At 71.0% G+C, this 25,273-nt stretch carries 23 protein-coding genes and 1 pseudogene; 15 read left to right on the forward strand and 9 right to left on the reverse strand.

Translation table 11 applies throughout. The annotated features are described in order from the left end of the window. Window positions 1–211 precede the first annotated feature (211 nt). Window positions 212–886: a hypothetical protein gene (locus OHT52_RS30530; RefSeq protein ID WP_328723411.1), complete on the forward strand. Its 675-nt coding sequence runs from the start codon at window positions 212–214 to the stop codon at window positions 884–886. 104 nt (window positions 887–990) lie between these two features. Here the strand turns inward: OHT52_RS30530 and OHT52_RS30535 are convergent, their stop codons facing one another. Further along, a complete protein-coding gene (locus tag OHT52_RS30535) occupies window positions 991–3,237 on the reverse strand; it encodes a terpene synthase family protein (RefSeq protein WP_328723412.1) in 2,247 nt (748 codons plus the stop codon). Window positions 3,238–3,589: 352 nt separating this feature from the next. Between OHT52_RS30535 and OHT52_RS30540 the strand changes: the two genes are divergently transcribed. Next, window positions 3,590–4,912, forward strand: a complete 1,323-nt coding sequence (locus OHT52_RS30540; RefSeq protein ID WP_328723413.1) for an N-acetylmuramoyl-L-alanine amidase — start codon at window positions 3,590–3,592, stop codon at window positions 4,910–4,912. Between the two features lie 138 nt (window positions 4,913–5,050). Here OHT52_RS30540 and OHT52_RS30545 read toward each other — a convergent pair whose 3' ends face one another. Further along, a complete protein-coding gene (locus OHT52_RS30545; protein WP_328723414.1) occupies window positions 5,051–6,190 on the reverse strand; it encodes an aminoglycoside phosphotransferase family protein in 1,140 nt (379 codons plus the stop codon). Window positions 6,191–6,423: 233 nt separating this feature from the next. On the opposite strand from OHT52_RS30545, the gene OHT52_RS30550 reads away from it, so the two are divergent. After that, on the forward strand, window positions 6,424–7,914 hold the full coding sequence (locus tag OHT52_RS30550) for a DNA-binding protein NsdB (protein ID WP_328723415.1): 1,491 nt from the start codon (window positions 6,424–6,426) through the stop codon (window positions 7,912–7,914). A 100-nt stretch (window positions 7,915–8,014) separates the two neighbouring features. On the opposite strand, the gene OHT52_RS30555 is transcribed toward OHT52_RS30550, so the two are convergent. Then, the gene (locus tag OHT52_RS30555; protein WP_328723416.1) at window positions 8,015–9,430 is read right to left on the reverse strand and encodes a PP2C family protein-serine/threonine phosphatase; all 1,416 of its coding nucleotides are present in this window, start codon (window positions 9,428–9,430) and stop codon (window positions 8,015–8,017) included. A gap of 380 nt (window positions 9,431–9,810) precedes the next feature. On the opposite strand from OHT52_RS30555, the gene rpmG reads away from it, so the two are divergent. Beyond that, the gene (gene rpmG, locus OHT52_RS30560) at window positions 9,811–9,975 is read left to right on the forward strand and encodes a 50S ribosomal protein L33 (protein ID WP_328723417.1); all 165 of its coding nucleotides are present in this window, start codon (window positions 9,811–9,813) and stop codon (window positions 9,973–9,975) included. Window positions 9,976–10,065: 90 nt separating this feature from the next. Beyond that, window positions 10,066–10,323 (forward strand): type B 50S ribosomal protein L31, encoded by a 258-nt coding sequence (locus tag OHT52_RS30565; protein ID WP_328723418.1) that lies wholly within the window; start codon window positions 10,066–10,068, stop codon window positions 10,321–10,323. A gap of 229 nt (window positions 10,324–10,552) precedes the next feature. Here OHT52_RS30565 and OHT52_RS30570 read toward each other — a convergent pair. The 3 genes and pseudogenes from OHT52_RS30570 to OHT52_RS30580 all read right to left on the reverse strand — a co-directional run. Next, a pseudogene (locus OHT52_RS30570) lies at window positions 10,553–11,249 on the reverse strand (YoaK family protein); the annotation flags it as partial. Between the two features lie 189 nt (window positions 11,250–11,438). Next, window positions 11,439–12,488 carry a phosphatidylinositol-specific phospholipase C domain-containing protein gene (locus OHT52_RS30575; protein ID WP_328723420.1) on the reverse strand — a complete coding sequence of 350 codons (1,050 nt, stop codon included), beginning with the start codon at window positions 12,486–12,488 and terminating at the stop codon, window positions 11,439–11,441. A 177-nt stretch (window positions 12,489–12,665) separates the two neighbouring features. Beyond that, window positions 12,666–13,166: a tetratricopeptide repeat protein gene (locus tag OHT52_RS30580; RefSeq protein ID WP_328723421.1), complete on the reverse strand. Its 501-nt coding sequence runs from the start codon at window positions 13,164–13,166 to the stop codon at window positions 12,666–12,668. Window positions 13,167–13,339: 173 nt separating this feature from the next. Here OHT52_RS30580 and OHT52_RS30585 point away from each other — a divergent pair, with 173 nt between their 5' ends. Further along, window positions 13,340–14,122, forward strand: coding sequence for a VanZ family protein (locus OHT52_RS30585; protein WP_328723422.1), 783 nt, complete (start codon window positions 13,340–13,342; stop codon window positions 14,120–14,122). Window positions 14,123–14,332: 210 nt separating this feature from the next. On the opposite strand, the gene OHT52_RS30590 is transcribed toward OHT52_RS30585, so the two are convergent. Beyond that, on the reverse strand, window positions 14,333–16,066 hold the full coding sequence (locus tag OHT52_RS30590; RefSeq protein WP_328723990.1) for a glycoside hydrolase family 6 protein: 1,734 nt from the start codon (window positions 16,064–16,066) through the stop codon (window positions 14,333–14,335). A gap of 1,478 nt (window positions 16,067–17,544) precedes the next feature. Here OHT52_RS30590 and OHT52_RS30595 point away from each other — a divergent pair. The 8 genes from OHT52_RS30595 to lepB all read left to right on the forward strand — a co-directional run bounded on the left by OHT52_RS30595 (window position 17,545) and on the right by lepB (window position 23,243). Then, window positions 17,545–18,288 carry a glycoside hydrolase family 48 protein gene (locus OHT52_RS30595; RefSeq protein WP_328723423.1) on the forward strand — a complete coding sequence of 248 codons (744 nt, stop codon included), beginning with the start codon at window positions 17,545–17,547 and terminating at the stop codon, window positions 18,286–18,288. A gap of 200 nt (window positions 18,289–18,488) precedes the next feature. Then, on the forward strand, window positions 18,489–19,274 hold the full coding sequence (locus tag OHT52_RS30600) for a DUF4389 domain-containing protein (RefSeq protein WP_328723424.1): 786 nt from the start codon (window positions 18,489–18,491) through the stop codon (window positions 19,272–19,274). A 42-nt stretch (window positions 19,275–19,316) separates the two neighbouring features. Next, a complete protein-coding gene (locus OHT52_RS30605; protein ID WP_328723425.1) occupies window positions 19,317–19,832 on the forward strand; it encodes a DinB family protein in 516 nt (171 codons plus the stop codon). Between the two features lie 83 nt (window positions 19,833–19,915). Continuing rightward, window positions 19,916–20,632 carry a DUF4230 domain-containing protein gene (locus OHT52_RS30610; protein ID WP_328723426.1) on the forward strand — a complete coding sequence of 239 codons (717 nt, stop codon included), beginning with the start codon at window positions 19,916–19,918 and terminating at the stop codon, window positions 20,630–20,632. Window positions 20,633–20,771: 139 nt separating this feature from the next. Further along, a complete protein-coding gene (locus OHT52_RS30615) occupies window positions 20,772–21,224 on the forward strand; it encodes a hypothetical protein (protein ID WP_328723427.1) in 453 nt (150 codons plus the stop codon). Between the two features lie 242 nt (window positions 21,225–21,466). Further along, the gene (locus OHT52_RS30620) at window positions 21,467–21,976 is read left to right on the forward strand and encodes a mycothiol transferase (RefSeq protein ID WP_328723428.1); all 510 of its coding nucleotides are present in this window, start codon (window positions 21,467–21,469) and stop codon (window positions 21,974–21,976) included. 149 nt (window positions 21,977–22,125) lie between these two features. Further along, a complete protein-coding gene (locus OHT52_RS30625) occupies window positions 22,126–22,437 on the forward strand; it encodes a hypothetical protein (protein WP_328723429.1) in 312 nt (103 codons plus the stop codon). Window positions 22,438–22,526: 89 nt separating this feature from the next. Further along, entirely contained in the window at window positions 22,527–23,243 is a 717-nt protein-coding gene (gene lepB / locus OHT52_RS30630; RefSeq protein ID WP_328723430.1) for a signal peptidase I, read from the forward strand. Window positions 23,244–23,349: 106 nt separating this feature from the next. On the opposite strand, the gene OHT52_RS30635 is transcribed toward lepB, so the two are convergent. Both OHT52_RS30635 and OHT52_RS30640 read right to left on the reverse strand, forming a co-directional pair. Further along, window positions 23,350–23,787 (reverse strand): protein-tyrosine phosphatase family protein, encoded by a 438-nt coding sequence (locus OHT52_RS30635; protein ID WP_328723431.1) that lies wholly within the window; start codon window positions 23,785–23,787, stop codon window positions 23,350–23,352. 80 nt (window positions 23,788–23,867) lie between these two features. Next, complete coding sequence (locus tag OHT52_RS30640) at window positions 23,868–24,119, reverse strand: DUF6296 family protein (protein ID WP_328723432.1); 252 nt, start codon at window positions 24,117–24,119, stop codon at window positions 23,868–23,870. A 243-nt stretch (window positions 24,120–24,362) separates the two neighbouring features. On the opposite strand from OHT52_RS30640, the gene OHT52_RS30645 reads away from it, so the two are divergent. After that, complete coding sequence (locus OHT52_RS30645) at window positions 24,363–25,196, forward strand: PepSY domain-containing protein (RefSeq protein WP_328723433.1); 834 nt, start codon at window positions 24,363–24,365, stop codon at window positions 25,194–25,196. The last annotated feature ends 77 nt before the right edge of the window (window positions 25,197–25,273 follow it).

The raw sequence follows: 25,273 nt of genomic DNA on the forward strand, positions 1-25,273 counted from the left end.
GTGCACCGTGCAGGTCGTGGATGAACCGGAAGCGGCCGGTCGGCGAAGCATGAACAAACAAAGGTTCGATGACGGTCGGTTTCCTGGAGATCAGTGCGCCGACCGCGCAGGATGTGGGGAAAGCCGCCCCTTACCGGCCCGCCCGCACTCGCCGGGCCGCACAGGCATGCCGTCGTGCCGCCGGGAGGCCCCCTACCGGAGGACGATCGTCTTGCACCGCCCGCTTCTGGCCGCCGCCGTGACCACCGCGGCCGCCCTCGCCCTGCTCGCCGGATGCGCCTCGGAAGCCGACTGGTCGCAGCCGCACCCGCGCCCCTCCGCGATCGGCGCCCTGGGCGCGGGATTCATCGGCCCGGACAAGTCGCCCGCACCGGAGTCCACCGTCACACCCGATCCCGGCTCCTGGTCCGGAGTCCGCCCCTCGGACGGAGCCCGCGTCGTACTCCTCGCCGCGGGCCACGACCGGCCCACGAAGACCCTGGTCACCGCCGTGCGGAAGTGGGCGGAGGACGAGGACGTCGATCTGCGGACCGTGACCGCCGCCGACACCGCAGATCTGCTCCCCGCGACCCTCAGGGCGATGGACCTCCACCCCGACCTCGTCATCAGCGCGGGCAACAGCCTCATCGACCCGCTCGCCACGGTCACCCCGAGCCACCTCGACCAGGAGTTCCTGGTCGTCGGCGCCGAGCTCGCCGAACCCACCCACAACGTCACGGCGGTCGACTGGACGGGCGCCTCCTTCCGGGGCGAGGGCCTCGGCATGTCCTCCGCGTACGACGCCGCCAGCTTCACCGCCGCCCGCTGCGCGGCGGCCGTCCGCGCGGGGACGGCGGCCGTGCTCTCGGGACACACCGGCATCGTGCTCTGGCTCGACACGTTCTGAGAGAGCCTCCGCCGCCCCGGCCGGCGGGGCGGCGGCGCGCGGGAACACCCACCGCGCGGCCGGCGGAGCGGCGCCGTGCGGGAACACCCACCGCCCCGCCCCCGCTACCCCCGTCCGCCCACCGCCCCCGCCATCAGCGAGGCGATCCGCGCCGCCGACGTGCCGAACCCGGACGGACCCGTCAGCATGCCCCACGGCGACCGGGCCGCGTTCTCCCTGCGCAGGTCCTCCTCGCGGTACCGGCGGCAGCCCCGGTGCCAGATCAGGATGCCCGCCATCCAGTGCCGCAGCTCGCGCACATAACCGGCGAGCACCTCACGGGACTCCGCGTCCAGCGCGAAATCGTCGTACAGCAGGGGAAGTTCCACCTCGGCGACATGCTCGAACTGCCTCAGGCGCCCGTTCATCAGGTCGTGGACGACCGCCACCCCGGTCGGGTAGTCGACGCCGAAGAAGTTCTGCACGACCAGGACCCCGTTGTGCACCTCACCCTCGTACTCGATCTCCTTCTGGTAGGAGAACAGGTCGTTGAGGAGCGCCGCGTAGTCCGCCGCCGCGTTCTCCAGCGACCGCATCGGACCGCTGTGGTAGATCTCCGGCGGCACCTTCTTCCCGTGCGCCAGTCGGCACAGGGCCATCGTGAGGTCCGACCCGAAGGTCATGCGCCGCATCTCGATGTAGTCCACCGGGTCGGGGATACGGTTCTGCGCCTGGTTCGCCAGCTCCCACAGCCAGCTCTCTGTCATCGACTCGACCGCGTACCGGAAAGCCCGCCGTCCTTCCTCGTCCATCGGGCCCGCGGTCCGCTGCCACAGGTCCCCGAGTGAACGTTCCAGCGCGTTGACCGGCTCCGGCACACCCGTCCCCGTCCCGTCCAACGGCATGAAGAGCGACAGCCTTTCGTTGGCCAGCCGCGCCCCGGCCAGGTCGCGGTTGCGCCCGTGCACCACCGGGAACCAGTCGTCGCCGTACGTGCCCCAGGCCAGCCACGCCGAAGAGAGGTCCAGCTCCTCGGGCGAGGCGTCCGGATGAATGCCCGCCGCGCAGAGCGGGAGGTCGATCGCGAGGATCCGGTCCTCGTCCCAGATGTGCGAGCCGGGCACCCCCGGCTGCTCCTCCAGGACGCCCATCCGGCGCGCCCAGTCGACGACCCGCACCCGCGCACCGTCCAGATGTGGGCTGAGCGTGGTCCCGAACGGCAGCCGCAGGTCCGGAATCAGGGAAGGGCCGACCCGCTGGTGCGGCACATGGCTGAGCCCCCGCAGCCGGGCCGTCTCCGAGCGGGGGGTGAAGCGGATCGACGCGGCGGCCGTACCGAACGTGTCCGACATCCCCAGGCGGCCCGAAGCGGCCTTCGAGCCACCGTCGTTCATGTAGCGGCTGGAGCGCAGATGCCATTCGTGCCCGCCGGACTGCCAGTCCTGGAGCCCCTTCACGTACGCGAGGACGGCAGCACTCTCCGCCGGATCCAGTCCCTTGCTCGCGCTGAGCGGGCCGAGTTCGGTCAGCACCGTGTTCTCGAACTGCTGGAGCCGGGAGGTGAGCAGGTCGTTGACCGCCTCGGCGGCCTCCTGCGTCGAGCAGTCGAGGAACTTCTCCAGCACCAGCACCCCGTTGCTGTTCTCGCCTTCGTCCTCCACCTCGCGCTGGTAGGAGAAGAGGTCGTTGCGCAGGTGTACGCCGTCGGAGAAGGCGTCGCGCAGGACCCGCAGGGCCCGGGCGTCCGCCACCGCCTCGGGGACCTCGGCGTTCGCCGCGTACTCCACCAGCCCGGCCGACCAGGGGGCGCCGCCCACCTTGCGGCGCATCTCGATGTACTCGACGGGGTTGGCGATCCTCCCCTCGTTGATGTTCGCCAGTTCCCACAGGGACTCGTTGAGCAGGTTCTCGGTCGCCTCGGCGAACCTCGCCCGCCACGCGTCCGACATGCTCGGCACCGTACGCGCCCACAGATCCGCGAGCCCCGCCTCGACCGGGTTGACCGGGTCCGGTGTCGCGGCACCCCGCTCCATCGGCATGAAGGCGGGCAGCCGTTCGAGGTAACGTTTCGCGCCCTCCCGGTCCGGGGTGCGCTTGAACAGCTCCAGGAAGTGGTCGTCGAAGAAGAAGACCCACACGTACCAGTCGGTGACCAGCGACAGAGCATGGGACGAGCAGTCGGGGTGGGTGTACGCGCACAGCAGCGCGTAGTCGTGCGCGTCGAGGTCCTTCTCGTCCCAGATGCCGGATCCCTCCAGCATCCCCATTCCGCGTGCCCACTCCTTGGTGTGACGCCGCGCCTCCTCCAGATGCGGGCTGAGCCGTGCCGGATACGGGACGTAGAAGTCCGGCAACGAGAAGGGCTGTGCCATGTGCGTCGGGCCTTTCCAGGAGACTCCGCGCGCCGTTCGCGCGGACCCGTCTTGCGCGCCAGCACTACCCCTCGGCCATCCGGGCTACGCACGCCGGTCATAAGTCGCATAATCACGACGGCCTCTCGCCGGTGGAGTAAAACTCCGGTAACGAAACCCGTCACCCGTCCCGTGCGCTCCTGCCCTTCGCAGGTCACGGTGGCTGTCAGTGGTCTGCACCACTGGCTCATCCGTCGCTGTGCACAACGGTCTTGACGTGCCGTCATTCAGCGTCGGAGAGTGTGCCGCCACGACGGAACGAGAGATCGACTCGCCCCACGGCACAGCAAGTCCCGCTCCCAGAAGGGTTGTCATGACGTCGAAGAAGAGGTCCAGGCTCGCGCTCGCGCTGATCACGGCCGGCGCGCTGTGCACCGCCCTTCTCGCCCCGGCCGCCCACGCCGACGGCGTGCGCCCCGAGTGCCCGCGCAGCCTCGCCTGCGACTGGGTCCCGGCGGCTTACCAGCAGACCGGTGATCCGGCCGACAAGGCCACGTACGGCAATTACGACACCGCGGACCGGCCGAAGACCAACGCGATCAAGTTCATCGTGCTGCACGACACCGAGGTCGACTTCGACGGAACCATCAGGACCTTCCAGAATCCGCTCAACAAGACGTCCGCCCACTACGTCGTCCGCTCCTCGGACGGGCACGTCACCCAGATGGTGAAGACCAAGGACATCGCCTGGCAAGCGGGCAACTGGTACGTCAACACCCACTCCATCGGCATCGAACAGGAGGGCTTCGCCGCCGACGGGGCCGCCTGGTACACCGACGCGATGTACCGCTCCACCGCCAAGCTGGTCCTCCACCTCGCCGCCCGGTACGACATCCCGCTCGACCGGCAGCACATCCTCGGCCACGACGGTGTCCCGCCCACCAGTGCCGCCGGGACCACGGGCATGCACTGGGACCCGGGCCCCTACTGGGACTGGAACCGCTTCATGGCCCTCCTCGGCGAGGCGGTGCGGCCCTCCGGCTCGAAGAAGAGCGAACTCGTCACCGTCGCACCGGACTTCCGGGCGAACGAGCAGGAGTTCCGCGACTGCGAGAAGGGCGTCGACCTGCCGCTCCAGGGCAGCAGCGCCGTCCCCCTGCGTACCGCGCCCTCCGCCGACGCCCCGCTCTTCCCCGACCCGGGCCTGCACCCGGACGGTTCGGCGGGAACCGACTGCGCCGCCGACTGGGGCAGCAAGATCAGCGCGAGCCAGCAGGCCGTCGTCGCCGAACGCGTGCCCGGCTGGACGGCGATCTGGTGGTACGGCCAGAAGGCATGGCTCAGCACTCCCGCCGGCACACGTGTCACCGTCCCCACGAAGGGCACCGTCGTCCGGCCGAAGGCGGGCCGGACCGACGTCCCCGTCTACGGCGTCGCCTACCCGGACGCGGCCGACTACCCGGCCGGCTTCACGCCCCGCACCGGCTCCCCGCTCGTCTACACGATCAAGGCGGGACAGTCCTTCCCCGGCGGCGGCGAGGCCCCGACCGGCTACTACTACGCGCCGACCATCGACGCGTCGACCCCGTACGACCACACGTACTTCGCCGGCGGACAGACGTACAGAAGCGTCCAGATCGGCCACCGGGTCGGGTTCGTGAAGGCGACCGACGTGGACGTGGTCCGCGTCGGCTGACGTGGCGCCCCGGTCCGGGCGTGCGGACGTGACCGCGCCCGCCCGGACACGACCGCGCGCCCGCGGGACGGCGTGTCGGCACCACCCGCGAGCGCGCTCCCCCTTGAGGGCCGGTCGGGTACCACGCCCGACCGGCGGTCAGCGTGTGCCGACAGCCGCCCGTACGGCCCGGCGGGCCATGGCGCAGTCGTCGTGCAGCCGGCGCAGCAGCAGCCGCTGTTCCTCGCCCGAGGACAGGGTGCCCGGACGGTCGTGCGTCGCCCCAGCCGGTCCCGGCTCCCGCATCGTCCGCTGGACGGCCGTCTCGTAGGTACGGATCTCTCGTGTCAGCACGAGCATCAGATTCACCAGGAACGCGTCCCTCGCGTCCGCGCCCCGCGACTGGGCCAGCTGACTGATCTCACGGCGCGCCACCATGGCGTCCCTGCCCAGCACCGTCCAGAGCGTCGCCAGGTCGTACCCCGGGAGGTACCAGCCCGCGTGCTCCCAGTCCAGGAGGACCGGCCCGGTGGGCGACAGCAGGATGTTGGAGAGCAGCGCGTCACCGTGGCAGAACTGCCCCATGCCCTGCCGGCCGCCCGCGACCGCGAGACCGTGCAGCAGCTTCTGCAGGTCACCCAGGTCGCGATCGGTGAAGAGCCCCAGCTCGTGGTAGCGGGAGATCCGCGAGGCATAGTCCAGCGGAGCGTCGAAGAGACCGGCCGGCGGGCGCCATTCGTTGACCCTGCGGATGGCGCCGAGCACCTGGCGCACATCCGTGCGGGGCGGAGGCTCCACGGGGTGGCGCGTCAGCGCCGCCACCCGTCCGGGCATCCGCTCGATCACCAGCGTGCAGTTCTCCGGGTCCGCCGCGATCAGCCGGGGCACCCTGACCGGAGGGCGGTGCCGGACGAACGAGCGGTACGTAGCTATCTCGTGCCGGAAGCGTTCGGTCCAGGCCGGCGAGTGGTCGAGTAAACACTTCGCCACCGCCGTCGTGCGTCCGGTCATGCCCACGATCAGTACGGAGCGACCGCTGCGCCGGAGTACCTGGACCGGGTTGAACTCGGGGCAGATGCGCTGCACGGAGGCGATGGCCATGCGTACCTGCGCGCCCTGGGGACCCGACAAGTCGATTCTCCCGCTGAGCGGTTGGGTGCCCGGGCCCGCCGTCCGCCGGGTCCGGCCCAGCCCCTGCACCGGAGTGCCGGAGAGGGGGGCGAGGTACGGTCCGCCTCCGGATCCCCTCGGACGGAGCGGCCGGGGCGGGGCGGACACGGAGGACGATGCTGTGTACATGGGCGAAACAGATCCCTTCGTGCGCCGACAAGTTGCGTGCACCACCCCGGCCGGCGGCCGTCCGGCACCCTGGGGAGTACCGAGGGCTGCCGGGCGGGGTGGCGCACTCCTACCTGACACCGCGTCGCCCGTGGCAGTGCAGATGGCGTGCCCTGGCGAAGGGGTAGCGAATATGCACGGCGCATCTGACTCGGGGTTAGTGTGCAACTCAGCCGAGAACCTGGGGGCTTGACGTGACCGGAGAACCCAACACCCGTCTTTCCGATCTGTTCGGCATGGCCGGATGGTCCAAGGGGGAGCTCGCGAGGATGGTGAACCGGAAGGCAGCGGCCATGGGCCACTCCCAACTGGCGACCGACACCTCGCGGGTCCGGCGCTGGATCGACATGGGGGAGTCCCCGCGCGATCCCGTGCCGGAGGTGCTGGCGGCTCTGTTCACCGAGCGGCTCGGCCGTGTCGTGACCATCGAGGACCTCGGGTTCGGCCGACGCGGGCGCACGGGAAAACGGCGGGTCGCCGGGAAGGACGAGAATCCCGACGGCCTTTCGTGGGCGCCCGAACGGACGGCCGCGGTCCTCACCGAATTCACGGGAATGGACCTCATGCTCAACCGACGCGGCTTGGTGAGCGCGGGCGCCGCGCTCGCCGCCGGCCCCGCCCTCACCGGCGCCATGAACGACTGGCTGCACGCCGATCCCGCTCCGGCGGCGGACGTGCCCCGAACCGACGGCCCCCTCCCCGCGGACCCGGCGGGGTTCGACCGCTACGACACCGCCCCCATCGGATCCGCCGAGGTCACCGCGCTGGAGAACTCGGTCGACATCTTCCGCAAGTGGGACGCCCAACGCGGCGGCGGACTCCAGCGCAAGGCGGTGGTGGGTCAACTCAACGAAGTGGGCGGTCTGCTGGCGTACCGTCACCCCGCGGACCTACAGCAGCGCCTGTGGGGAGTCGCCGCCAACCTCGCCGTGCTCGCCGGCTGGATGTCCCACGACGTCGGCCTCGAACCCACCGCCCAGAAGTACTTCGTCATCGCCGCCCACGCTGCGCGCGAGGGCGGCGACCGGCCGCGCGCCGGCGAGGCCCTGTCACGCGCCGCACGCCAGATGGTCCACCTGGGGCGTCCGCAGGACGCACTCGATCTGATGAAGCTCGCCCACTCCGGGGCGGGCGACGAGGCCCTGCCGCGCACCCGCGCCATGCTGCACACCATCGAGGCGTGGGCGTACGCCTCGATGGGCCGCGGACAGGCGATGCGCCGCGCCCTGGGCGAGGCGGAGGAACTGTTCGTCTCGGACCGGAACGTCGAGAAGGCGCCCGGCTGGATGCAGATGTTCGACGAAGCCGATCTCTACGGCATGCAGGCGCTCGCGTTCCGTACGCTGGCCGACCACGATCCCTCGGCTGCCGCCCTCGCGCAGCAGCATGCCAAGAAGGCCCTCGGGATGCGGAACGACGGCCGCCAGCGCTCCAAGCTCTTCGACTTCATCTCGCTCGCGTCGGCGTGCTTCATCGCCGGCGATCCGGAGCAGGCGGACGCCTATGCCCGGCGGGCTCTGGTGTCGATGGGGGAGACCTCCTCGCACCGCACCTGGGACAGGCTGCGCCAGATGTACGACCTCACCGACCGGTACGCCGACGACCCGGCGATCCGCGATCTCCGGGAGGAGCTCGAACTCGTGATGCCCCGGCAGGTCAAGCGGACGAGGAGCTCCGAGGCGTGAGTCCGGTCGGCCGGGCTGAACGTCCGTGGTCCCTGTCCGGGCGGGCCGGAGCCTCTGCGGCGGGCCGGTGTCCTGTCGGGTGGCAGTGAGGTGTCAGGTGTCAGTTCCGGCCGTCGACGCGGGCGACCAGCACGCATCCCCGGGCCGGGTGCTCGTCCCCGCCGAACTCGTCGACGACGGTCCGTACGCACTCGGCTGCCGTGCGGGACCGGAAGAGCCGTGGTGCCAGCCCCAGCAGCTTCTCCGGGGCGGTGCCACGGCCGGCGGCCGGGGCCAACCCGTCGGTGCGCAGCAGGATCACGTCGCCGGGGATCAACCGCGCCGTCTCCTGCCCGTAGGCGACCCCCGGCGCGGCGCCCAGCAGCACCCCTTCCGGAGGGGGCAGCGGGGCGCCGGCACCGTCGCGGAACAGCAGGGGAGCGGGGTGTCCCGCCTGCGCCCAGGTGAGGAGGCCGGTGGAAGGATCGAAGAGCCCGCACAGGGCGCTGCCCAGGGTGGGCTGGACGGACGTCTGGAGCAGCTGGTTCAGATGGGTCAGCAGGGCCCGGGGCTCGATGCCCGCCACGGCCATGCCCCGCAGCGCGCCCAGCACCATGGCCATGGAGGAAGCCGTGGGGATGCCGTGGTCGGTGAGGCTGCCGACGGTGAGCAGGGTCCGGCCGTCCGGCAGCGTCATGGCGTCGTACCAGTCGCCGCCGGTCGGACCGCAGGCCTGCGACGGCAGAAGCCGTGCCGCGACGTCCATGGCGCCGGACACGGCGGGCGTGGGCCCCAGTGAGTCGTGCGGCGTCGGCAGGACGGCCTGGTGCAGTTCCACCGCGATGCGGTGTTCGGTCCTCGCGATGTCGTCCTGGCGCTGCAGGGAGTCGCGGGTACGGACCTCCAGCTGCCGGCTGTCGTTCAGCGCGCTGACGTCACGCAGGACCGCCCACAGGGAGACCGTGCGGCCCTCGGGGTCCAGTACCGGCTCGCCCATGGCGTGGAGGGTCCGCATCCTGCCGTCCGGACGGCGGATGCGGAACTCGCCGTCCATCGGCTTTCCGTCGATCAGGCAGTGGGTCACCATGGCGGTGAGCAGGGGCTGGTCCTCCGGGACGAGCATGGTGGGCAGCTCGTCCAGGGAGAGCGGACCCGCGGCCACCTCCCGCCCGAAGATCTCGTACAGCTCGGCGGACCATTCGACGCCGTCGTCGAGCAGGTTCCACTCGGCGCTGCCCGCCCTGCCCGACAGCGGGCTCTGCGCCGGGTCGGCCGGAGCGGTGTCCGGGGAGGGCGCGGGCGGGCCCTCCCTGAGCTGCCCGAGGCGGGCGCCGAGGTCGTCGAGATGGTGGGCGGCGAGGTCGCAGAGCGCGCGCTGCCAGCGTGCTTGAGGATCGTCCTCGTCGATGACCACCGAGGCCCGGCACACCGAGTCCAGGTCTCCGCGCAGTCGGCGTGCGCGGTTGATCATCGCGTCGACGGCGTCCCGCTCGGACGGTCGTGCGGCCGGGCGGTCCGCGAAGAGGGGGGACGGCATCTCGAACTCCGATACAGACGCTGCTGCCGGCTCTCGGGGAGGAACGGGAGAGGAACCGAGGATGACTGTGACACAGGGGAGTGGGGCTCGTAAGGGGTTTGCCGACACTCGTTGCGTTCTTGCTTTTGGCATATGTCAGAGGCTGGCGCGACAGGGAAGACTTCGAACGTCCTTTCGTTGATGAGGTGTTGAGGGGAGGGGGAGGGGGTGCCGAAAGTGTCGGGGCGGGAGGGTGCCTCCGGAGGGTGATCTTCCGGTTCCTCCGGGGAGGGCGCTCCGAGGGCGGGAATGCCGCGTGGGTTGCTCGTGTTACCGCATCAGAATGAAAACGACAACCATCCCGCCCAGAGGGGATGGGGTCGCCCAGAGGAGGAGGATCCATGGCGCGCAGTGAACTCAGGCCGGTCGTCACCCTCCGGTCCACGGCAGGGACCGGGCATCGTTACGTCACGCGCAAGAACCGCCGCAACGACCCGGACCGGCTGGAACTGCGGAAGTTCGACCCGGTGGCCGGCCATCACGTGGTCTTCCGGGAAGCCCGCTGACCCGGCGGAACCCGGTGACACCTTCGGTGCGCCCGCCCCGCCGGACACGTACCGCTCGAACCCGACATCCGCCCCAGGAAGGAACACTCCGTGAAGCAGCACATCCACCCCGCCACCCGTTCCGTCGTCTTCCGTGACCGGGCCGCCGGTGTCGCGTTCCTGACCCGCTCGACCGCCGACGCTGCCGAGCGCGTGGAATGGGAGGACGGCCGGAGCTATCCGGTGGTCGACGTGGAGACCTCGTCCGCCAGCCACCCGTTCTACACCGGCACCCGGCAGGTGCTGGACCCGGCCGGCCGGATCGACCGGTTCCGCCGCCGCTACGGGAACGCCGCGGCCGGACACTGACGAGGCCTCTGGTCCGTCCGCCGGACCGTCGTCCGGCGGACGGGTGCCCCGGATCACACCCGGGACCCGGAGGTACGGGAACACCCGGGTGTGGTTTATCGTTCATCTATACGTGGTGCGAGGGGGACAGTGTCCCCGGGCCTCACCTTCCGCCCACGGGGAAGATCGTTCGGCTGAAGCCCCGTGGAGCAACCCGCCGAGAGGCGACCGCCCCTCGTACCTCATGAACGGCCCCGGCCGGATTCCCCCGATCCGGCCGGGGCTTCTTGCTGCCCGGGGCGGGCCGCGGGTGCGGCTTCCGCTCTCCCCGAAGACGCTCAGCCCCGCGGGCGGCGCCCCCACGGGCCGGCCGTCTCCAGCGCCAGCGCCCCCAGGGCCGCCAGCGCCGCCACGGACGCCGCACCCGGCGGCCACCACCGCGTCGCCGCGGCGGCCAGCGCGGCGCCCGTCACCACCGCGGCCAGCCTGGCGAACACCCGGATGTCGTCGCGGGCCGGCCGGCCGAGCGCCAGCCGGCCCGCCAGCGAGGTCAGCGTGCCGGTGAAGTAGTTGGTCGGGGTCACCCGGACCGTCCCCTGGATTCCCATGGCCAGCGCCACGACGGCGAGCAGCCCGGTCCGGTCCGCCCCCGAGGTGACGAACCCCAGCCCCCACGCGGTCGCGGCCGTACCCAGCAGGACCACCTCGGCCAGCAGCAGGGCCGCCACCGGCCACCTCCACCGCCGTCCCATCAGCGCGCCGCACCCGGCCCCGGCCACGTACGACACCAGCGCGGCGCACACGCCCGGTGCGGAGCCCTCGTCGCCCGCTCCCGTCACCGACGCGCCCAGCAGCACGAGATTTCCGGTCATCACGCCCGCGAAGACATGCCCGGCGCAGAGGAAGACGAACGCGTCGGCCGCCCCGGAGGCCGCCGAGAGCAGCAGCAGGGCCCAGGTGACCCGACCGGCCGGGGCGTCCTCGGCCGATCGGCCAGGAGCGGAAGAGGAGGAAGAGGACACCCGGCCATTCTCGGGCGCGCCGATGCCGGGAGGCTGCGTATCCCGCGCCCGCGCGTGCCGGGACAGGGCCGTACGCGCCCCCGGTGACGTACCGGGGGCGCGTACCAGGGCCGGTCAGCCGGCCGCGCGCGGCACCACCGTGGACAGTACGCCGGTCAGCGCGTGCCAGTCGGCGGAGATGATGCTGGCGTGCTTCCCCGCGAGGAGGGTGAGCCGGTCCAGCGCCTGGGCGGACGTCGGGCCGGTGCCGTCGATGGCGGGCGCCACGTTGTGCGCGTCCGTCATCAGCACCAGGTACTTGCTGCGGGCGTACCAGGCGGTGTCGATGGAACCGCCCGCGTACGCGGAGGCATCCCCGTCGAAGATCACGAACCACGGACGGATCGAGGTGTCGGTGTACCGCGTGCGGGGGTCACCGGCCTGAGCCGCGTGCACGGCGGGGAAGGCCGAGGCCTCGCGCAGCCGCCCCGCAGCGGCGAGGTCGCGCAGCCGGGTCGCGTACTCGCGGTCCGTCCACAGGGTGTCGAGCGGGTTGCCCTCCTCGACCGTGCCCGGGATCAGCTCCACCAGGAAGCGGCCCGCCAGCGCGTCGCGCGTGGGCCAGCCCCCGGCGGTGACGGCCTCGTCGGGAGTGGCGTGCGAGCCGACGAGGTCGGCCGGACGGTACAGCGCGTCGCCGAGCTTCGCCGTGAGCAGCGCGTCCAGTTCGGCCGGACCGCGGCCGCTCGTGGCGAGGAACCCGTCCTTGAGTTCGACCTTCAGCACGACGGGCCGGTGTCCCGGGTGGGCGTCGTGCCAGGCGCGGATGTCGGAGAGGCAGCCGGCGAGGTTCTGGTTGCGCGCCTTGCTGCGCAGCTCGGCGGCGCTCGCCGCGTTCTCGCAGTTGTTGTCGTTGCCGAGCGGGTTGCTGTGCGACACCCGCCAGGAGCTGCCGAACACGTTGGTCCACACGTCGAGTTCGAGCATCGCCGCACCGGAGTCGAGGGCATCGGCGAAGTAGGTGTACGTCGACTTCTCGTACGCGTTGTGCACCCCGACGCCCGTCGTCGCGCCGTACGAGCTGCCGCCCGGGCCCGTGGCGGACTGCGCGCTGCCGGCCGAGACCGCCACGCAGAACACCCCGGCCGCGGCGGCGGTCGCCCACCGGCGCCATCCCTGCTTCATGGACCCTCACCCTCACCCACGTCGTCGAAGTTGATGCGAACGCGTCAACCAGGAGCACGATAGGAGGCACGGATGACCTTCAGGAGTACGCGAACCGGCCTTTCGGGGAGTACCGGTCGTCCGCGGGGAAGCCGGGTTCTCAGGCGTACGGGGGAGTGCCGGGTGAGGCCGGCCGGGTCACGGTGTTCCGTCCAGGCCGCTCGCGTAGTGCTCGATCGCGGCCCGGTACCGCCTCACGTACGGGTCCTCGCTGGTCGACGCGACGAGCCGCAGCAGAAGGCCCATCGCCTCGTGGTGTTCGCCGGTGTTGTACAGCGCCATCGCCAGGAACGTGTGGAGCGCGCCGTCGTCGGGGAACTCCGCCACCCCCTGCCGCAGCGTCTCGACGGCCTGTCCGTACCTGCCGAGCACCCGGTAGGTGCTGCCGAGACCGAGGAGCGCGCCCCGCCGGTCCTCCTCGCCGAGGTGTCCGACCGAGAGGCAGCGCTCGTAGTACGCCACCGCCTCGGCCTCCAGGTCCAGGACGTCGTGGGCCCACGCCGTCTGGTAAGCGATCTCCGCGTCCTCCGGGAACCTCGCGGTCAGGGCGAGCAGCCGTTCCCGGGCCTCTTCAGGGCGGCCCCCGGTACGCAGCCGCACGGCGTCGGCCAGCAGTTCGTCCCTCTGCGGTGTATCCATGGGTGACATGGTGGCAGGCTCCGGCGGGGCGTCGTCGCGCGGCCCGCCGGAGGGACCCGCGGCGGGGCCGGAGGCCCGCGGCCCGCGGAGGTCCGGGGCCGGCGCGCGAAGCCCGGTGGGGAGACGTGGCCGGATCGAGGTGTGACCGGACGGGCCCGGGGCATCCGAGGGCCATGACCGCAGACGCGAACCGCACTGTGCGGAAGAGAAGTTGGGCGCACGTGCTGGTGCGCGCCAGCATTCTGGTGGTGGCCTTCGTGGGGCTCGTCGCCTTCTCCGTCGTCCTGGCGAAGGTGACACTCACGCCGTCACCCGCCTCGGCGGGGATCGCCCATTCGAACATGACCCCGGGCCGCTCGCTCCGGCAGTACGCCGAGGACTACACCTTCCTCGCCGCCTGCAAGCAGGCGGGCGGGAACATCCTGCTCGGCGCCCCCTTCGGGGTGCTGATCCCGGTGCTCGTGCCGCGCCGGCTCCGGATGCTCCGCATGATCCTGCTGACCGGCGTGGTCATGGTGGTCGTGGAGCTGGCCCAGGGCGCCGTCGTGGAGGGCCGGGCATTCGACATCGACGACGTGATCCTCAATACCACCGGTGCGCTGCTCGGTTACCTGTTCGTCGGGCGCCGGATCAGCCACCATTACCACTCCTTCGCGAGGGTCCGTCCCGAGCCCGCCCCGGTGACCGCCCCGGTCGCCGAGGACGCGTCCGGCCGACGGTCCCCCGGCGGCCGGGCCGGCTTGAGGCAACGGGTCGCGGCGGCAACCGCGAGGGCGGGCGTGACCCGGACCGCGAAGGCACGGGCCGGGGACGTGAACGCGAACGGCCGGACCGCGAAAGTGCCGGCCACCGTGGCGGACAAGCGTCCCTCGAAGGCTCCGGCCGGGGCCGGGAACGCCGGAGCGGCGCGGCCCGGGGGCGGGCGCACGCTGCTGGAGAGGCTCCGCAACCGCTGACCGGGACGGTAGGGCGCCCCGGTCAGCGGTCGACCGCGGTCCGTCAGGTGCCGCGGAGCCTGTGCGGCGTACTCGCGGATCGTGCCGGGCCTTTCCGCCCGGCCCGGCACGATCCGCGTCGTCATGCCGTGCTGCTGTGCCGTACTTCTGTGCCGTCACTGTCGTGCTCCCTCCGGCGGCAGGGCGCCGGAGGGAGCACGGAGTGCCGGATCAGAGCGCCGGGTAGGCGTTCTTCATGAGCTCCTGGAACTGGGCGGAGAACCACTGTCCGGAGATCGGGGCGTTCGGCAGCGCGCCGGAGAGGCTGTTGCCGTTGCGGGCGTTGCCCGTGTAGGTCGGGTCGCACATCCGGTCGAAGCCCTTGCCCTCGTCGTTCGCGATGGCCGAGCTGGAACCGTCGGACTCCCCCGGGGGCTTCATCCAGACGTACGCGTCGATGCCCGGCTCCGGCGAGGCCGTCGGCCGCTCGCCGAGACCGGCGCCGGACTGGTTGCACCAGTTGCCCATGTGGATGCGGCGGTCGACGCGTCCACCGTCGACGTAGGTGTCCACGCTCGTGGTGCTGCCCGCGGCGGTCGGACGGGCCGTGCCGCCCCAGCCGTTGCGGGAGGTGTCGATCAGCATGCCGATCTTCGAGTCGAAACCGACCGAGACCAGCTTGTTCCGGAAGCCCTGGGCGAAGGACAGCTCGTCCGTGTAGCGGTTCCAGTCGACCCACTTCGACTGGCGGACGGAGGTGCCGTTCACCGAGCTGTCGATGGTGAAGAACGGCTCCTTCAGAGCGCTGTAGTTGGCCGTGTTGGTGATGAAGCCATGGACGTCGGCGGGCGTGGCACCCTCCGCGGTCGCGGCGGCCAGGAAGGTGTCGGCGGAGGGGCCGAAGTTGTCGTCCCAGCCGATCCATCCGTGGTGGCCGGCATCGATGTAGTTGTAGACGTTGGGCGCGTCGCCGAGCTTGTTCAGGGCGTAGCCGACGCCCTTCACGTAGTTGCCGTTGGCCTTCATCACGTCACAGTTGGCCGTGGCGGTGGCGCGGCCCGAGGTGTTGGTGACCAGGTTGGGCAGGGAGTCGATCTCGACCGTGGTGACGATGCGCAGGCTCGCGTACTTCGAGTCCTTCAGGATCGCCGCGATCGGGTCGATGTACTCGGACTTGTAGCGGGGCAGGTCGTCCGGGCCGAGCTCACCGTTGGAGGCGAGCGCGGCGCAGTCGCGGCCGGGGAGGTCGTAGATCACGAGCTGGACGACCATCTCGCCGCTGCCCTTCTGGGCGAGCGCGGCGTCGAGGTGGTCGCGCAGGCCCATGGAGCCGCCCGCGCCCTCGATCGCGGCGATGCGGTCGAGCCACACACCGGTGGGCTGGTCGGCGACACGGCTGCCGCCCGGCTCGGCCGCTGCCTTCGCCGACCACTCCGGGTTCACGTAGACCTTGGCGCCGGCGTACGGGTTGTCCACGAGGGAGCCCGCGGGGGTGCCCGGGTCGGCCGGGTCCGTGGGGTCGGTCGGGTCCGTCGGATCGGTCGGGTCGACCGCCCCGGCGTCGCAGGTGACGCCGTTCAGCTTGAACGTCGAGGGCACCGCGCTGTTGCCGTTGCCCGACGCGTTGAAGCCGAAGGAGGCCGAAGCTCCGGTCGCCAGCGCCCCGTTGTACGTAAGGTTCTTCGCGGTCACGGCGGACCCGCTCTGGGTCACCGTGGCGTTCCAGCCCTGGCTGACCTGCTCGGAGCCGGCGAAGGTCCACTCCAGCTGCCAGGAGGGGGCGGCGGCGCTGTTGTTGGTCACGGTCACCGCGGCGGTGAGGCCACCGTTCCACTGGCTCTGGATCTTGTAGTCCACGGAACACGCCGGGGCGGCGGCAGCCGAGGCGGAGAAGGGCCCGGCGGCGGTCCCGGCGGCGGCCACGAGGGCTGCCGCCGCGAGAAGCGCGGTCCGTGACCGATACATGGTGGTGCGGCTCATGAGATTTCCGTTTCCTGTTGGTGGGTCGGGGGCGAGCAGGTGGCCCCGCGGCCCGATTCCGTACACGACGGGTGTGCCGTCGTCATCACTGGTCGAGGACGGACCGAAGAGCAGTCCCACGTGGTCCGGATCCGTCCGGGGTACGAGTCCGCGGTCGCGGACACCTCATGACCCGGCCGGCCGTGCGGCGGGGGCAGGTGTCCTTGCCCGGTTGCCCGAGGAAGGGGACTTCGGGGCGGTGCGGTCGCGGTGGTGAAGCATCCGGCAGGTGGCGTCAGCGAGGAGGGGACGGCCCGCCGCCGAATCGGCGGTGTACCGGTCCCGGGCCCGATGCGGCCGGGCGTTCTGCCGTGGGTTCTCGCAACTCCGGACGAGTTTTCCCGACGGCGCGACGCAATTGATTCCGTATTTCACGGATCGATGTCCTTCAGTTCCAGTCGGCACTCCTCGGTCAGGGAATTCGAGCGGTTTCGACGTGCCGTTCCGAGCGGGTGCGGACGGGGCGTCGTCGGCGGGACCGTCGGGAATTCCGGGGTCCCGTGCGTGTGAACCCGCCGCCGGAGTGGTCGACTCTGGGGAGGCGCCGGGTGGCGCGGTCCTCGTCGGCGAGCTGATCGCCCGGGAGGCTCGTCCCGGGCGCACCGGTGGCCGGCGCGGGCGGATCGGGGAACCGCCACGTTGGTCGGGTCGATGGGTCTGCCGGATCGGGTCAGAGATCCGTGGGGTTGGTCGGATCCGGGTCCGGATCCGCGCTGGAGACATGCCGTTGATCGTGAACGCCGCTGAATCGAGGCCGTGTTCAGAGCCTTACCGCTCTCGACGGAGCCGGTCGGAACGCTCGCACCCGCTGCGAGAGAACCGTTTTGGCATCCATCGGCGGCGGTGACGGTCCCGCCGGACCGCGACCACCGGGCGTACCGGCCCCGAGCCACCGTCCGGTCATCGGACGGGAGCCGAGTCGGAGATTCCAACCAGCCGACAGTGAAGCTGAGTTGATAAATCCGGTGGTCTCCCGGAAACCACCCGTCGTTGGCCGGTGAAGGTGTGGTCCACCGTACGGAGAGGGATGGTTTCCGGAGGCCTGGGCCACGGGTTCGGCGGCGAAGCCGGCCGTGGCCAGAACTGCTCCGTGAAGCAGGCGTCACACGTACTGCGCATGTGGACGGCGAGTGGAGGGTGTTGCCCGAGCGACTCCGTCAGGCCGGGTGTGCCCCCTACGGCACGCCGACTGATGGAACCGCTCCCACTGGTCGGCCATGACGTTAGAGCGTCAACTGATGTTGGTCAACAGGCCAGTTCTGAACTCGATCAGTCGAATTTATTCGACTCTTCAAGTCTCTTGACTCCGATTTTCCCTCTCCCCATGCTGGGAGCGCTCCCACTAGTTCAAGGCTTGTGCTCAATTCCCGCACACCCCCTGCACCCCCCCCATGATCCTCAGAGCCGAGAGGAGGAACCCACGCATGCCATCGGGACACGCACGAAGTACGTGGGCATCGACACGACCCGGCAGCCCCGGGAAAAGCGGAGCGCGCTCGCACCGGTTGCGGACCGCCCTCGCGACGCTACTTCTTCTCCCCTCGGGGGACGACGGCCGTGGCCGGAACGCAGGCGCGGGCGGCCTCCGTCCAGCGTGTGTTTCGACTGTCCCGCCCGTCCGGCGACGCCCGGCACGCACCCTCGCCGCGTGGTCGGTATCACCCCGGTACATCCAGTATCGGGGCGGCCCTCCGCCTTGCGATCGCAGGCACCGACCGCGGCGCCACGGCCCTGGACGGCTGAACCCTCACGCACCGGCAGGCGGGGAGCCGGCGGCTCACGAACAAGGGGAACGGCACCTGGTCCCGGGCGGGCGAGGCCGTCGGCCCTTCGACGTCCCGGGCGGACCAGGCCGTCGGCCCCTCGATGCCGCAAGGGGCCAGTGCCAGGGCGACGCCGGCATTAGGGTGCCGGAGACCCGCGCCGGCCCCAACCGCTTCGACCACCCGGTCCAGGCCCCCTGCGGCCGGACCGGCACGATGCCGAACGGTGAGACCGCCGAGGACAGGTCCACCTTGCTGGCGCTCCGTTCCCCTCGCACGGACGACCGGGAGCGGCTGAAGGCGCGGGCCCACCCGGACGGCGGGGCCGCTCCGGTCTTCACCCACCACCGGGCCCGGTCCGGCATCGCACTCGCCCAGGGAGCGTGTTCCGACCTCCTGAGGTGAGTGATCCGAGCAGGTGGAGGTGCGGGTTGAACGGGACGCCCCGCACCTCCGCCGTTCCACCCCCCGGCGGGTCCGCCCCTGGCCCGCCGGGGACACCCGTTCGGACCCGGGCGGATTGCCCCCCGGAGTGCGCCGCGCGAGGTTGGCGGTGACGTCTACCGAGCCGGAGGCGCCCCGAGGACCCGCCGAGGAGGAGTCGCATGGCCGACGGCCGGTGGAGCCCGGGCCACGTCTCACCCGAGGTGGCGGAGTTCCAGCCCGCCCTGGACGTCGTGGAGCCCGCGCGCCAGCGCCGGCTCACCGTACTGCTCCGGTTCCTGCTGCTCCTGCCGCACTTCGTCGTCCTCTTCTTCCTCTGCGTCGTGGCAGCCGTCATGGTCGTCGTCGGCTGGTTCTCCGCGCTCGTCCTCGGCCGTCTGCCCGATCCCGTCTTCCGCTTCCTCGCCGGACGGCTCGGCTACCAGACGCGTGTCCTCGCCAACGAGATGCTGCTGGTGGACCGTTATCCGCCCTTCTCGTTCCGGGCGCCGGGGGACTACCCCGTACGCGTCGAGGTGCGCCCCACCGGGCTCAACCGGCTCGCCGTCCTCTTCCGGCTGCTCCTGATGATCCCCGCGCTCGTCGTCCAAGCCCTGGCCGTCACCGGCTGGTTCACCCTCTCCTTCGTCTGGTGGCTCGTCACCCTGATCCTCGGCCGGATGCCGAAACCCCTGTTCGAGGCCACGGCCGCCACCCTGCGCCACCAGATGCGGTTCGAGGCCTACGTGTCGATGCTCACTCCCGCCTACCCCAAGGGCCTTTTCGGCGACGACGGTCTGGAGGCCGTCCCGTACGGCAACGGCTCCGCGACCCGCCCGCTGATCATGAGCCGGGCGGGCGGGACGTTCGTCGTCCTCTTCCTCGTGCTCGGCCTCGCGAGCAGCGTCACCTGGTCCACTGTCCCCCACGACGACGAGCCCCCCGGCACCTACCGGCTGCACCGGTGAAAAGGCTTCGCCATCCGGGCCACCGCCAGGCATCATCGCCCGATGACATGGATCGCCCCTGAACCGGAACCCACCCCCGACGCCCTGAACTCCCCGGAGCGCGAGACCCTGACCTCGTTCCTTCACTCCTACCGCGGCGGCCTGTTGCGCAAGTGCGCCGGGCTGACCGGCGAGCAACTGGCACGGCGGACCACCGAACCCTCCAACCTCAGCCTGCTCGGTCTCGTACGGCACATGGCCAAGGTCGAACGGACCTGGTTCCGCGAGCGGTTCGCCGGCCAGGGCCTGCCCCCGATGTACGATCCGGCCAAGGGCAAGGACGCGGACTTCGAGGACCTCGTCCCCGAGCGCGCCGAGGAAGACTACGCACGGCTGCTGGAGGAGGTCCGGCTGGCGGACGAGGTCATCGCCGCCGCTTCGCTCGACGACACCTTCGTCCATCGGGGGGAGACGTACTCTCTTCGGCTGGTCCACGTCCACCTCATTGCCGAGTACGCCCGCCACGCCGGCCACGCCGACCTGCTGCGGGAGCGGCTTGACGGTGTGACCGGCGACTGAAACCCGCACGACTCCTCCGGGAACAGCGTGAGTTGGGGGCGCGTGGGTGGACTGAACCGGCGTGTACGGGTCAGACGAAGAGCATGACGTCCACCGGTACGGAACCAGACAGCTCCGAGCGGCGCGGCGACGGGCCCGCCGCCCGCCCGGCCGCGAAGAAGCGGGGATGGGCCAAGGCCCTCGGCATCTGCGCCGTGGCCCTGGTCCTCCTCTTCGCCGGCACCCGCCTCAGCCTCATTCCGGGTCTGGGCGACATCTTCGGCGAGCGCACCAACGACCGCTCGGGCCCCGCCGTGCTCAAGTCGATCCAGGACATGAGCGCGTACGAGGCGGCCTCCGGCAACTTCCAGGTCGTCGTCGACCTGGAGAAGGACGCCAAGTTCCTCCCGGACGCGATCCGGGGGACGCGCACCCTGTACGTGGGCGCGGGCACCGTCGGCGCCTCCGTCGACCTCGGCAAGGTCGCGAAGGACGGGGTCGTCGTCGACGAGGACCGTACGGAGGCCACGCTCACCCTGCCGCACGCGGTCCTCGGCAAGCCCGCCCTCGACCCGGACCGCTCCTACTCGGTCTCCAAGCAACGCGGTCTGCTGGACCGCCTGGGCGACTTCTTCTCCGACAACCCCGGCAGTGAGCAGGCGGTCAACAAGCTCGCCGCCCAGCACATCGGTGAGGCGGCGAAGGAGAGCGGCCTCACCGCACGGGCCGAGAAGAACACCGCGAACATGCTCAAGGGCCTGCTCACCTCACTCGGGTTCACGAAGGTCACCGTGACCTTCGCCGCTCCCGCAGGTTCCTGAGGGGCGCCGGCCGGTCCCCGCGGCGGAGCTCTCCGAACGGACCGAATCGGCGCGTGGGATGCTCAACGGCGTGACCAGTGACGTTGATGAACCACGTAGAGAACTCCTCCTCCAGGACGGTCTGGAGGAGGAGTACGTGGTGAGCGCCCACCGTGAGGCGCTCCGTGCCCTGCGGGACGACATCGAGACCGCTCACTTCGATGCCTACAGCGATGCCCCGTGGCCGCCCGAAGTGGTGCCGGCGTACGAGCGCGCGTCGTCGATGGCCGAGCACCGGGTAGCCGGGGGTGTCCGGTCCGCGAAGGGCGATCACGGGATGGGAATCGACGTCGACGTTCGCGACGACGCGCAGTTCGACGTGCTCCTGGCCTTGGCCCCCTTCACGATTCACGCGGAGGGGTGGCGTCAGGGCCGGCAGATTTTCAGCGCGAGCGACACGGGCACGGCTCTGATGATCGCCGTCACGGCGCGGCAGGAAGCTCTGCTCATGTCGCGCCTCGGCGCGTCGGGTGTGCCGGCGACGGCGTTCACGAGCCGACCCCGCGGACGACAGGGCCTGTTCGCGCGCTGGTCACGGCGCCGGACCGCCTAGGGCGGGCGTCGTCCCGTGGGCGCGCGCCGGCCTGTGGGACAACTCCGGTGCGGACCGAGGGCGGCCGGCGGCGCCGCCCGCCGAACGTCCGAGGCGATCGGACACCCCACCACCCGGCCCGGTGACGCCTGTCCGTCGTCAACCGGTGGACCGCCACGACCATCCTCGTATTTCCGTTCGATGCTCCAGGGCTGTCACCCGGTCGTGGTGCGCTCCGGCGGCCCTCTTGCCAGAGTGGACGGATGAACACATCCGATCTGCTGACCGACGCTTTCGGCCGGGTACGGGAAGCGGTGCACGCGGCGGCCGAAGGGCTCTCCGCCGGTGAGCTCAACGCCCGGACCGACGGCGGGGCCAACTCCATCGCCTGGCTCGTGTGGCACCTGACCCGGGTCCAGGACGACCATGTCGCGGACGCTTCGGGAAGAGAGCAGGTCTGGTACACCGACGGCTGGGCCGACCGGTTCGGCCTCCCTTTCGACCGTGCCGCGACCGGTTACGGGCATACCAGCGAGGAAGTCGGCGCCGTGCGGGTCGCCTCCGCCGATCTGCTGCTCGGCTACCACGACGCCGTCCACGAACGGACCCTGGCCTTCGTCGGCGGACTCACCGGCAAGGCGCTGGACCGCATCGTCGACGAGGCATGGTCCCCGCCGGTGACCCTCGGCGTCCGGCTCGTCAGTGTGGTGGCCGACGACCTCCAGCACGCCGGCCAGGCTGCCTTCGTGCGTGGGGCGCTCGGGCGGAGGTGACGAGGATGATCGATTGCTCCGGGTGCGTAAAGACCAGGTCAGAGCCGTGTGCGCTTCCCGCTTCGTACACCGGTGCGAGCTTGGAGCCGCAGTGCCATACTCGAAAGTAGCCAGTAGGCAGGCTTGGCATTGTCGAAAGGCGAGACGTCATGAACTGGGCATCGTGGACAACCAGTGGCGTCTTCGCGGGAGCCGGCGGAGTGAGCACCGCCGAGGTGGGCATCGTGACCGGGGATCTGACCGTGCACACGACGTGGTCGGACGAGCAGGCGGCCGTGGCCGTCCAGTTCAGCGGATCCTCCGATTGGTTCACCATGGCGGGCAGCCCTGTACCGTGCTTCTCCGAAGAGGAGAGCCGCACCTTCCATCAGCGCGTCGTCGAGGCCGTGCGCGCGGGCGCGGGAGCGATGGTCCCCCCACCGCAGGGCGCACCCACCCCGGCGCCACCGTCGATCGCGTAGTGGCGAAGTCGCACCGGGCACCCCCTAGAGTTGCTCACGCGACCGTATCGAGCAGGTACGGAGTGTGAGCAGGGTCGAGGAGCGGTGCGATGACAGGGGCGGACGTCTTGCAAAGGAAGCCGAGAAGGCGGGCCGTGCCGAAGAAGCAGCGCCCTCTGTGGGTGGAGATCCCGCTGCTGGTCGCCGTGGCACTCTGCCTCGCCCTGCTCGTCAAGACGTTCCTGGTCCAGGCGTTCTCCATCCCCTCCGAATCCATGCAGAACACCCTGCAGAAGGGCGACCGGGTTCTCGTCGACAAGCTCACTCCCTGGTTCGGCTCGGAGCCCGAGCGCGGGGAGGTCGTGGTCTTCCACGACCCCGACGGCTGGCTCACGGGCGTCGCGGCCCAGGAGCCCAACGTCGTGCAGCAAGCGCTGACCTTCGTGGGGCTGATGCCCTCGGCCCAGGAGAAGGATCTGATCAAGCGGGTGATCGGAGTCGGCGGAGACACCGTCGAGTGCTCCGGGACCGGCCCGCTCCGGCTCAACGGGAAGGCACTCGTCGAGCCGTACGTCTATCCGGGCAACACCGCGTGCAGCCCGGGCGGAGACGGCGAGTTCAAGGTGACCGTCCCCGAAGGGAAGATCTGGGTGATGGGCGACCACCGCCAGGCTTCCGCCGACTCCCGCTACCACCAGCACGACAAGAACGGCGGCATGGTCCCCGAGGACGAGGTGGTCGGTCGGGCTGTCGTGGTCGCCTGGCCGCTGGGCCGTTGGGCGACCCTGCCGGTGCCGGCGACCTTCGACCAGCCGGGCATCGAGTGAGCGATGGTCTCCGGCGGGCCCGACGGTGCCTGGCAGGCGGGGTCTGAAGGGCGGCGTCCGACGGGCGGCGGAGGGCAGCCGGGCAGGGGAACGGCGCGAAGACCGGTTACCCGCAGCCGCCGAAGCGCAGTACGTAACGCCGCTGCCACGGAGTCTCCACCGCTCCAGGGTGGTAGTGCTCCCGGACGAAGGCGACGGCGTCGCGCGGGAGCACTCCGTCCAGCACCGCCAGGCACGCCAAGGCCGTCCCCGTACGCCCCCGGCCACCCGCGCAGGCCACCTCGACCCGTTCGGTGGCGGCCCTGGTCCACACCTCGTCCAGCAGTCGGCGGGCCGCCGCGCGGTCGGCCGGGAGCCGGAAGTCGGGCCAGCGCAACCATCGTGACTCCCACGCCACCGGCTCGGGCTCACGGCCCAGCAGACGTACGGAGAACTGGGGCACCGGCCCCGCGGGCAGCGGCCGACGCAGGCCGCGGCCCCGGACGAGGCGCCCCGAGGGCAGACGAAGAACCCCCGGGGCGGCCGCGTCCCACGTATCGCTCATGCCCGTACCCTACCGAGCCGTCATCGAGCCGATCCCTGTTCGAGTCGTCTCGCGCGCCTGTCCGTCGCCGGGACGCGTACTCACTCCCCGGCAGGAGCCTCCGGGCCTTCCAGGGGACGCGCCAGCAGAGGCGCGCCGGGCACCTGGTGGCCACCGCTGGCCAGCATCCGCACCTCGCCCCTGGCACTGATCTCGGCGCGGACGATGCCGGTCTCGTCCTCGTACACGGGATGCCCCCCTGCCCCGGCGCGCCCGGTCATCCGGACGACGACGACATCGTCCTCCGCACCGAGCGTCTGGAAGATGAGTTCGAAACGTTCCGGATAGTCCATGTGGGCCTCCCGATCGGGCACGACGGACGCCGGACCCCTTGGATTCCATTGTTTCTCAGCCTGACGCTCCGCGCCCGGTCAAGGGAAGGGTTGGTACGTCGCCAGGACGGCCGTGTCCCCGCGCCGGGGCCGGGACGTGGGTGCGCCGGACACGGGCCCAACGGGCGGAGCGGTCCTGTCGATCGGGTGACTCGTCGGAGAGGCACCCCATGACTGCTCGCCGACCGGGCTAGGCATGCGCACATGAGACTTGATCCCCCACAGACGAACCGTGTCTTCTCGCGTGCCCGCACGCTCCGTGCGGTCGGCGCCGTCGTGTGCGCCGTCGTCGCCTCGGCGATGGTGACGGGCTGCGGAACGGACGGTGACTCCGTCTCGGCGTCGGCGACTTCGGAGGCCGCGAAGGTCGTGCCGCACCAGGCGACCACCAGCCCGTCCCCCTCCGGCAGCCCGTCCCCGACCGAGCTGAGCCAGGAGCAGCGGAAGCGGAAGGACGTGCTCGACGCCACGAAGATCACCTTCGACAAGGCGGCCAAGGCCGCGGTGGGCGCGGTCTCGGGCAGCAAGCTGGTCGACTTGGAGCTCGGCGGCCTCGACGACGACGACAACGCCAGTGGCAGCCCGAGTCCGACCGGCAGCCCGAGCCCGACGAACAGCCCCAGTCCGACCGGCAGCCCCAGCCCGACGGGCAGCCCGAGCCCTACCGGCAGCGCCAGTGACCCCGAGTGGGTCGCGGAAGTCGCGGAGAAGGACGGCACCGCGCACACCGTCCGGATCAACGCCGTCACCGGGAAGGTCCTGGACACCACCGAGGACGACAACCAGGACGCCGACGACAAGAGCCGGCTCGCCGACATGATCGGCAAGGCCACCCAGACACCGGAGCAGGCGGCGAAGGTGGCCACCGACAAGCAGAAGGGCTGGGTCACCTCCATCGGGCTGGAGGAGAACGACGACGACGTCCTCGTCTGGCAGGTGGACGTCGTGGACTCCTCCTGGAACCAGACCGACTTCGAAATCGACGCGGCCAAGGGAACGATCGTCGGTGAAGTGACCGAGGAGACCGAAGGAAACTGATACTCCGAGCGTTACCTCCGATTCGGTGGTGTGCCGCCTGGCGCGCCACCGAATCGCTGCTTCTCGGGCAGTCGTGC

Origin of the sequence: Streptomyces sp. NBC_00247, assembly GCF_036188265.1 — a bacterium.
Classification (GTDB): Bacteria; Actinomycetota; Actinomycetes; order Streptomycetales; family Streptomycetaceae; genus Streptomyces.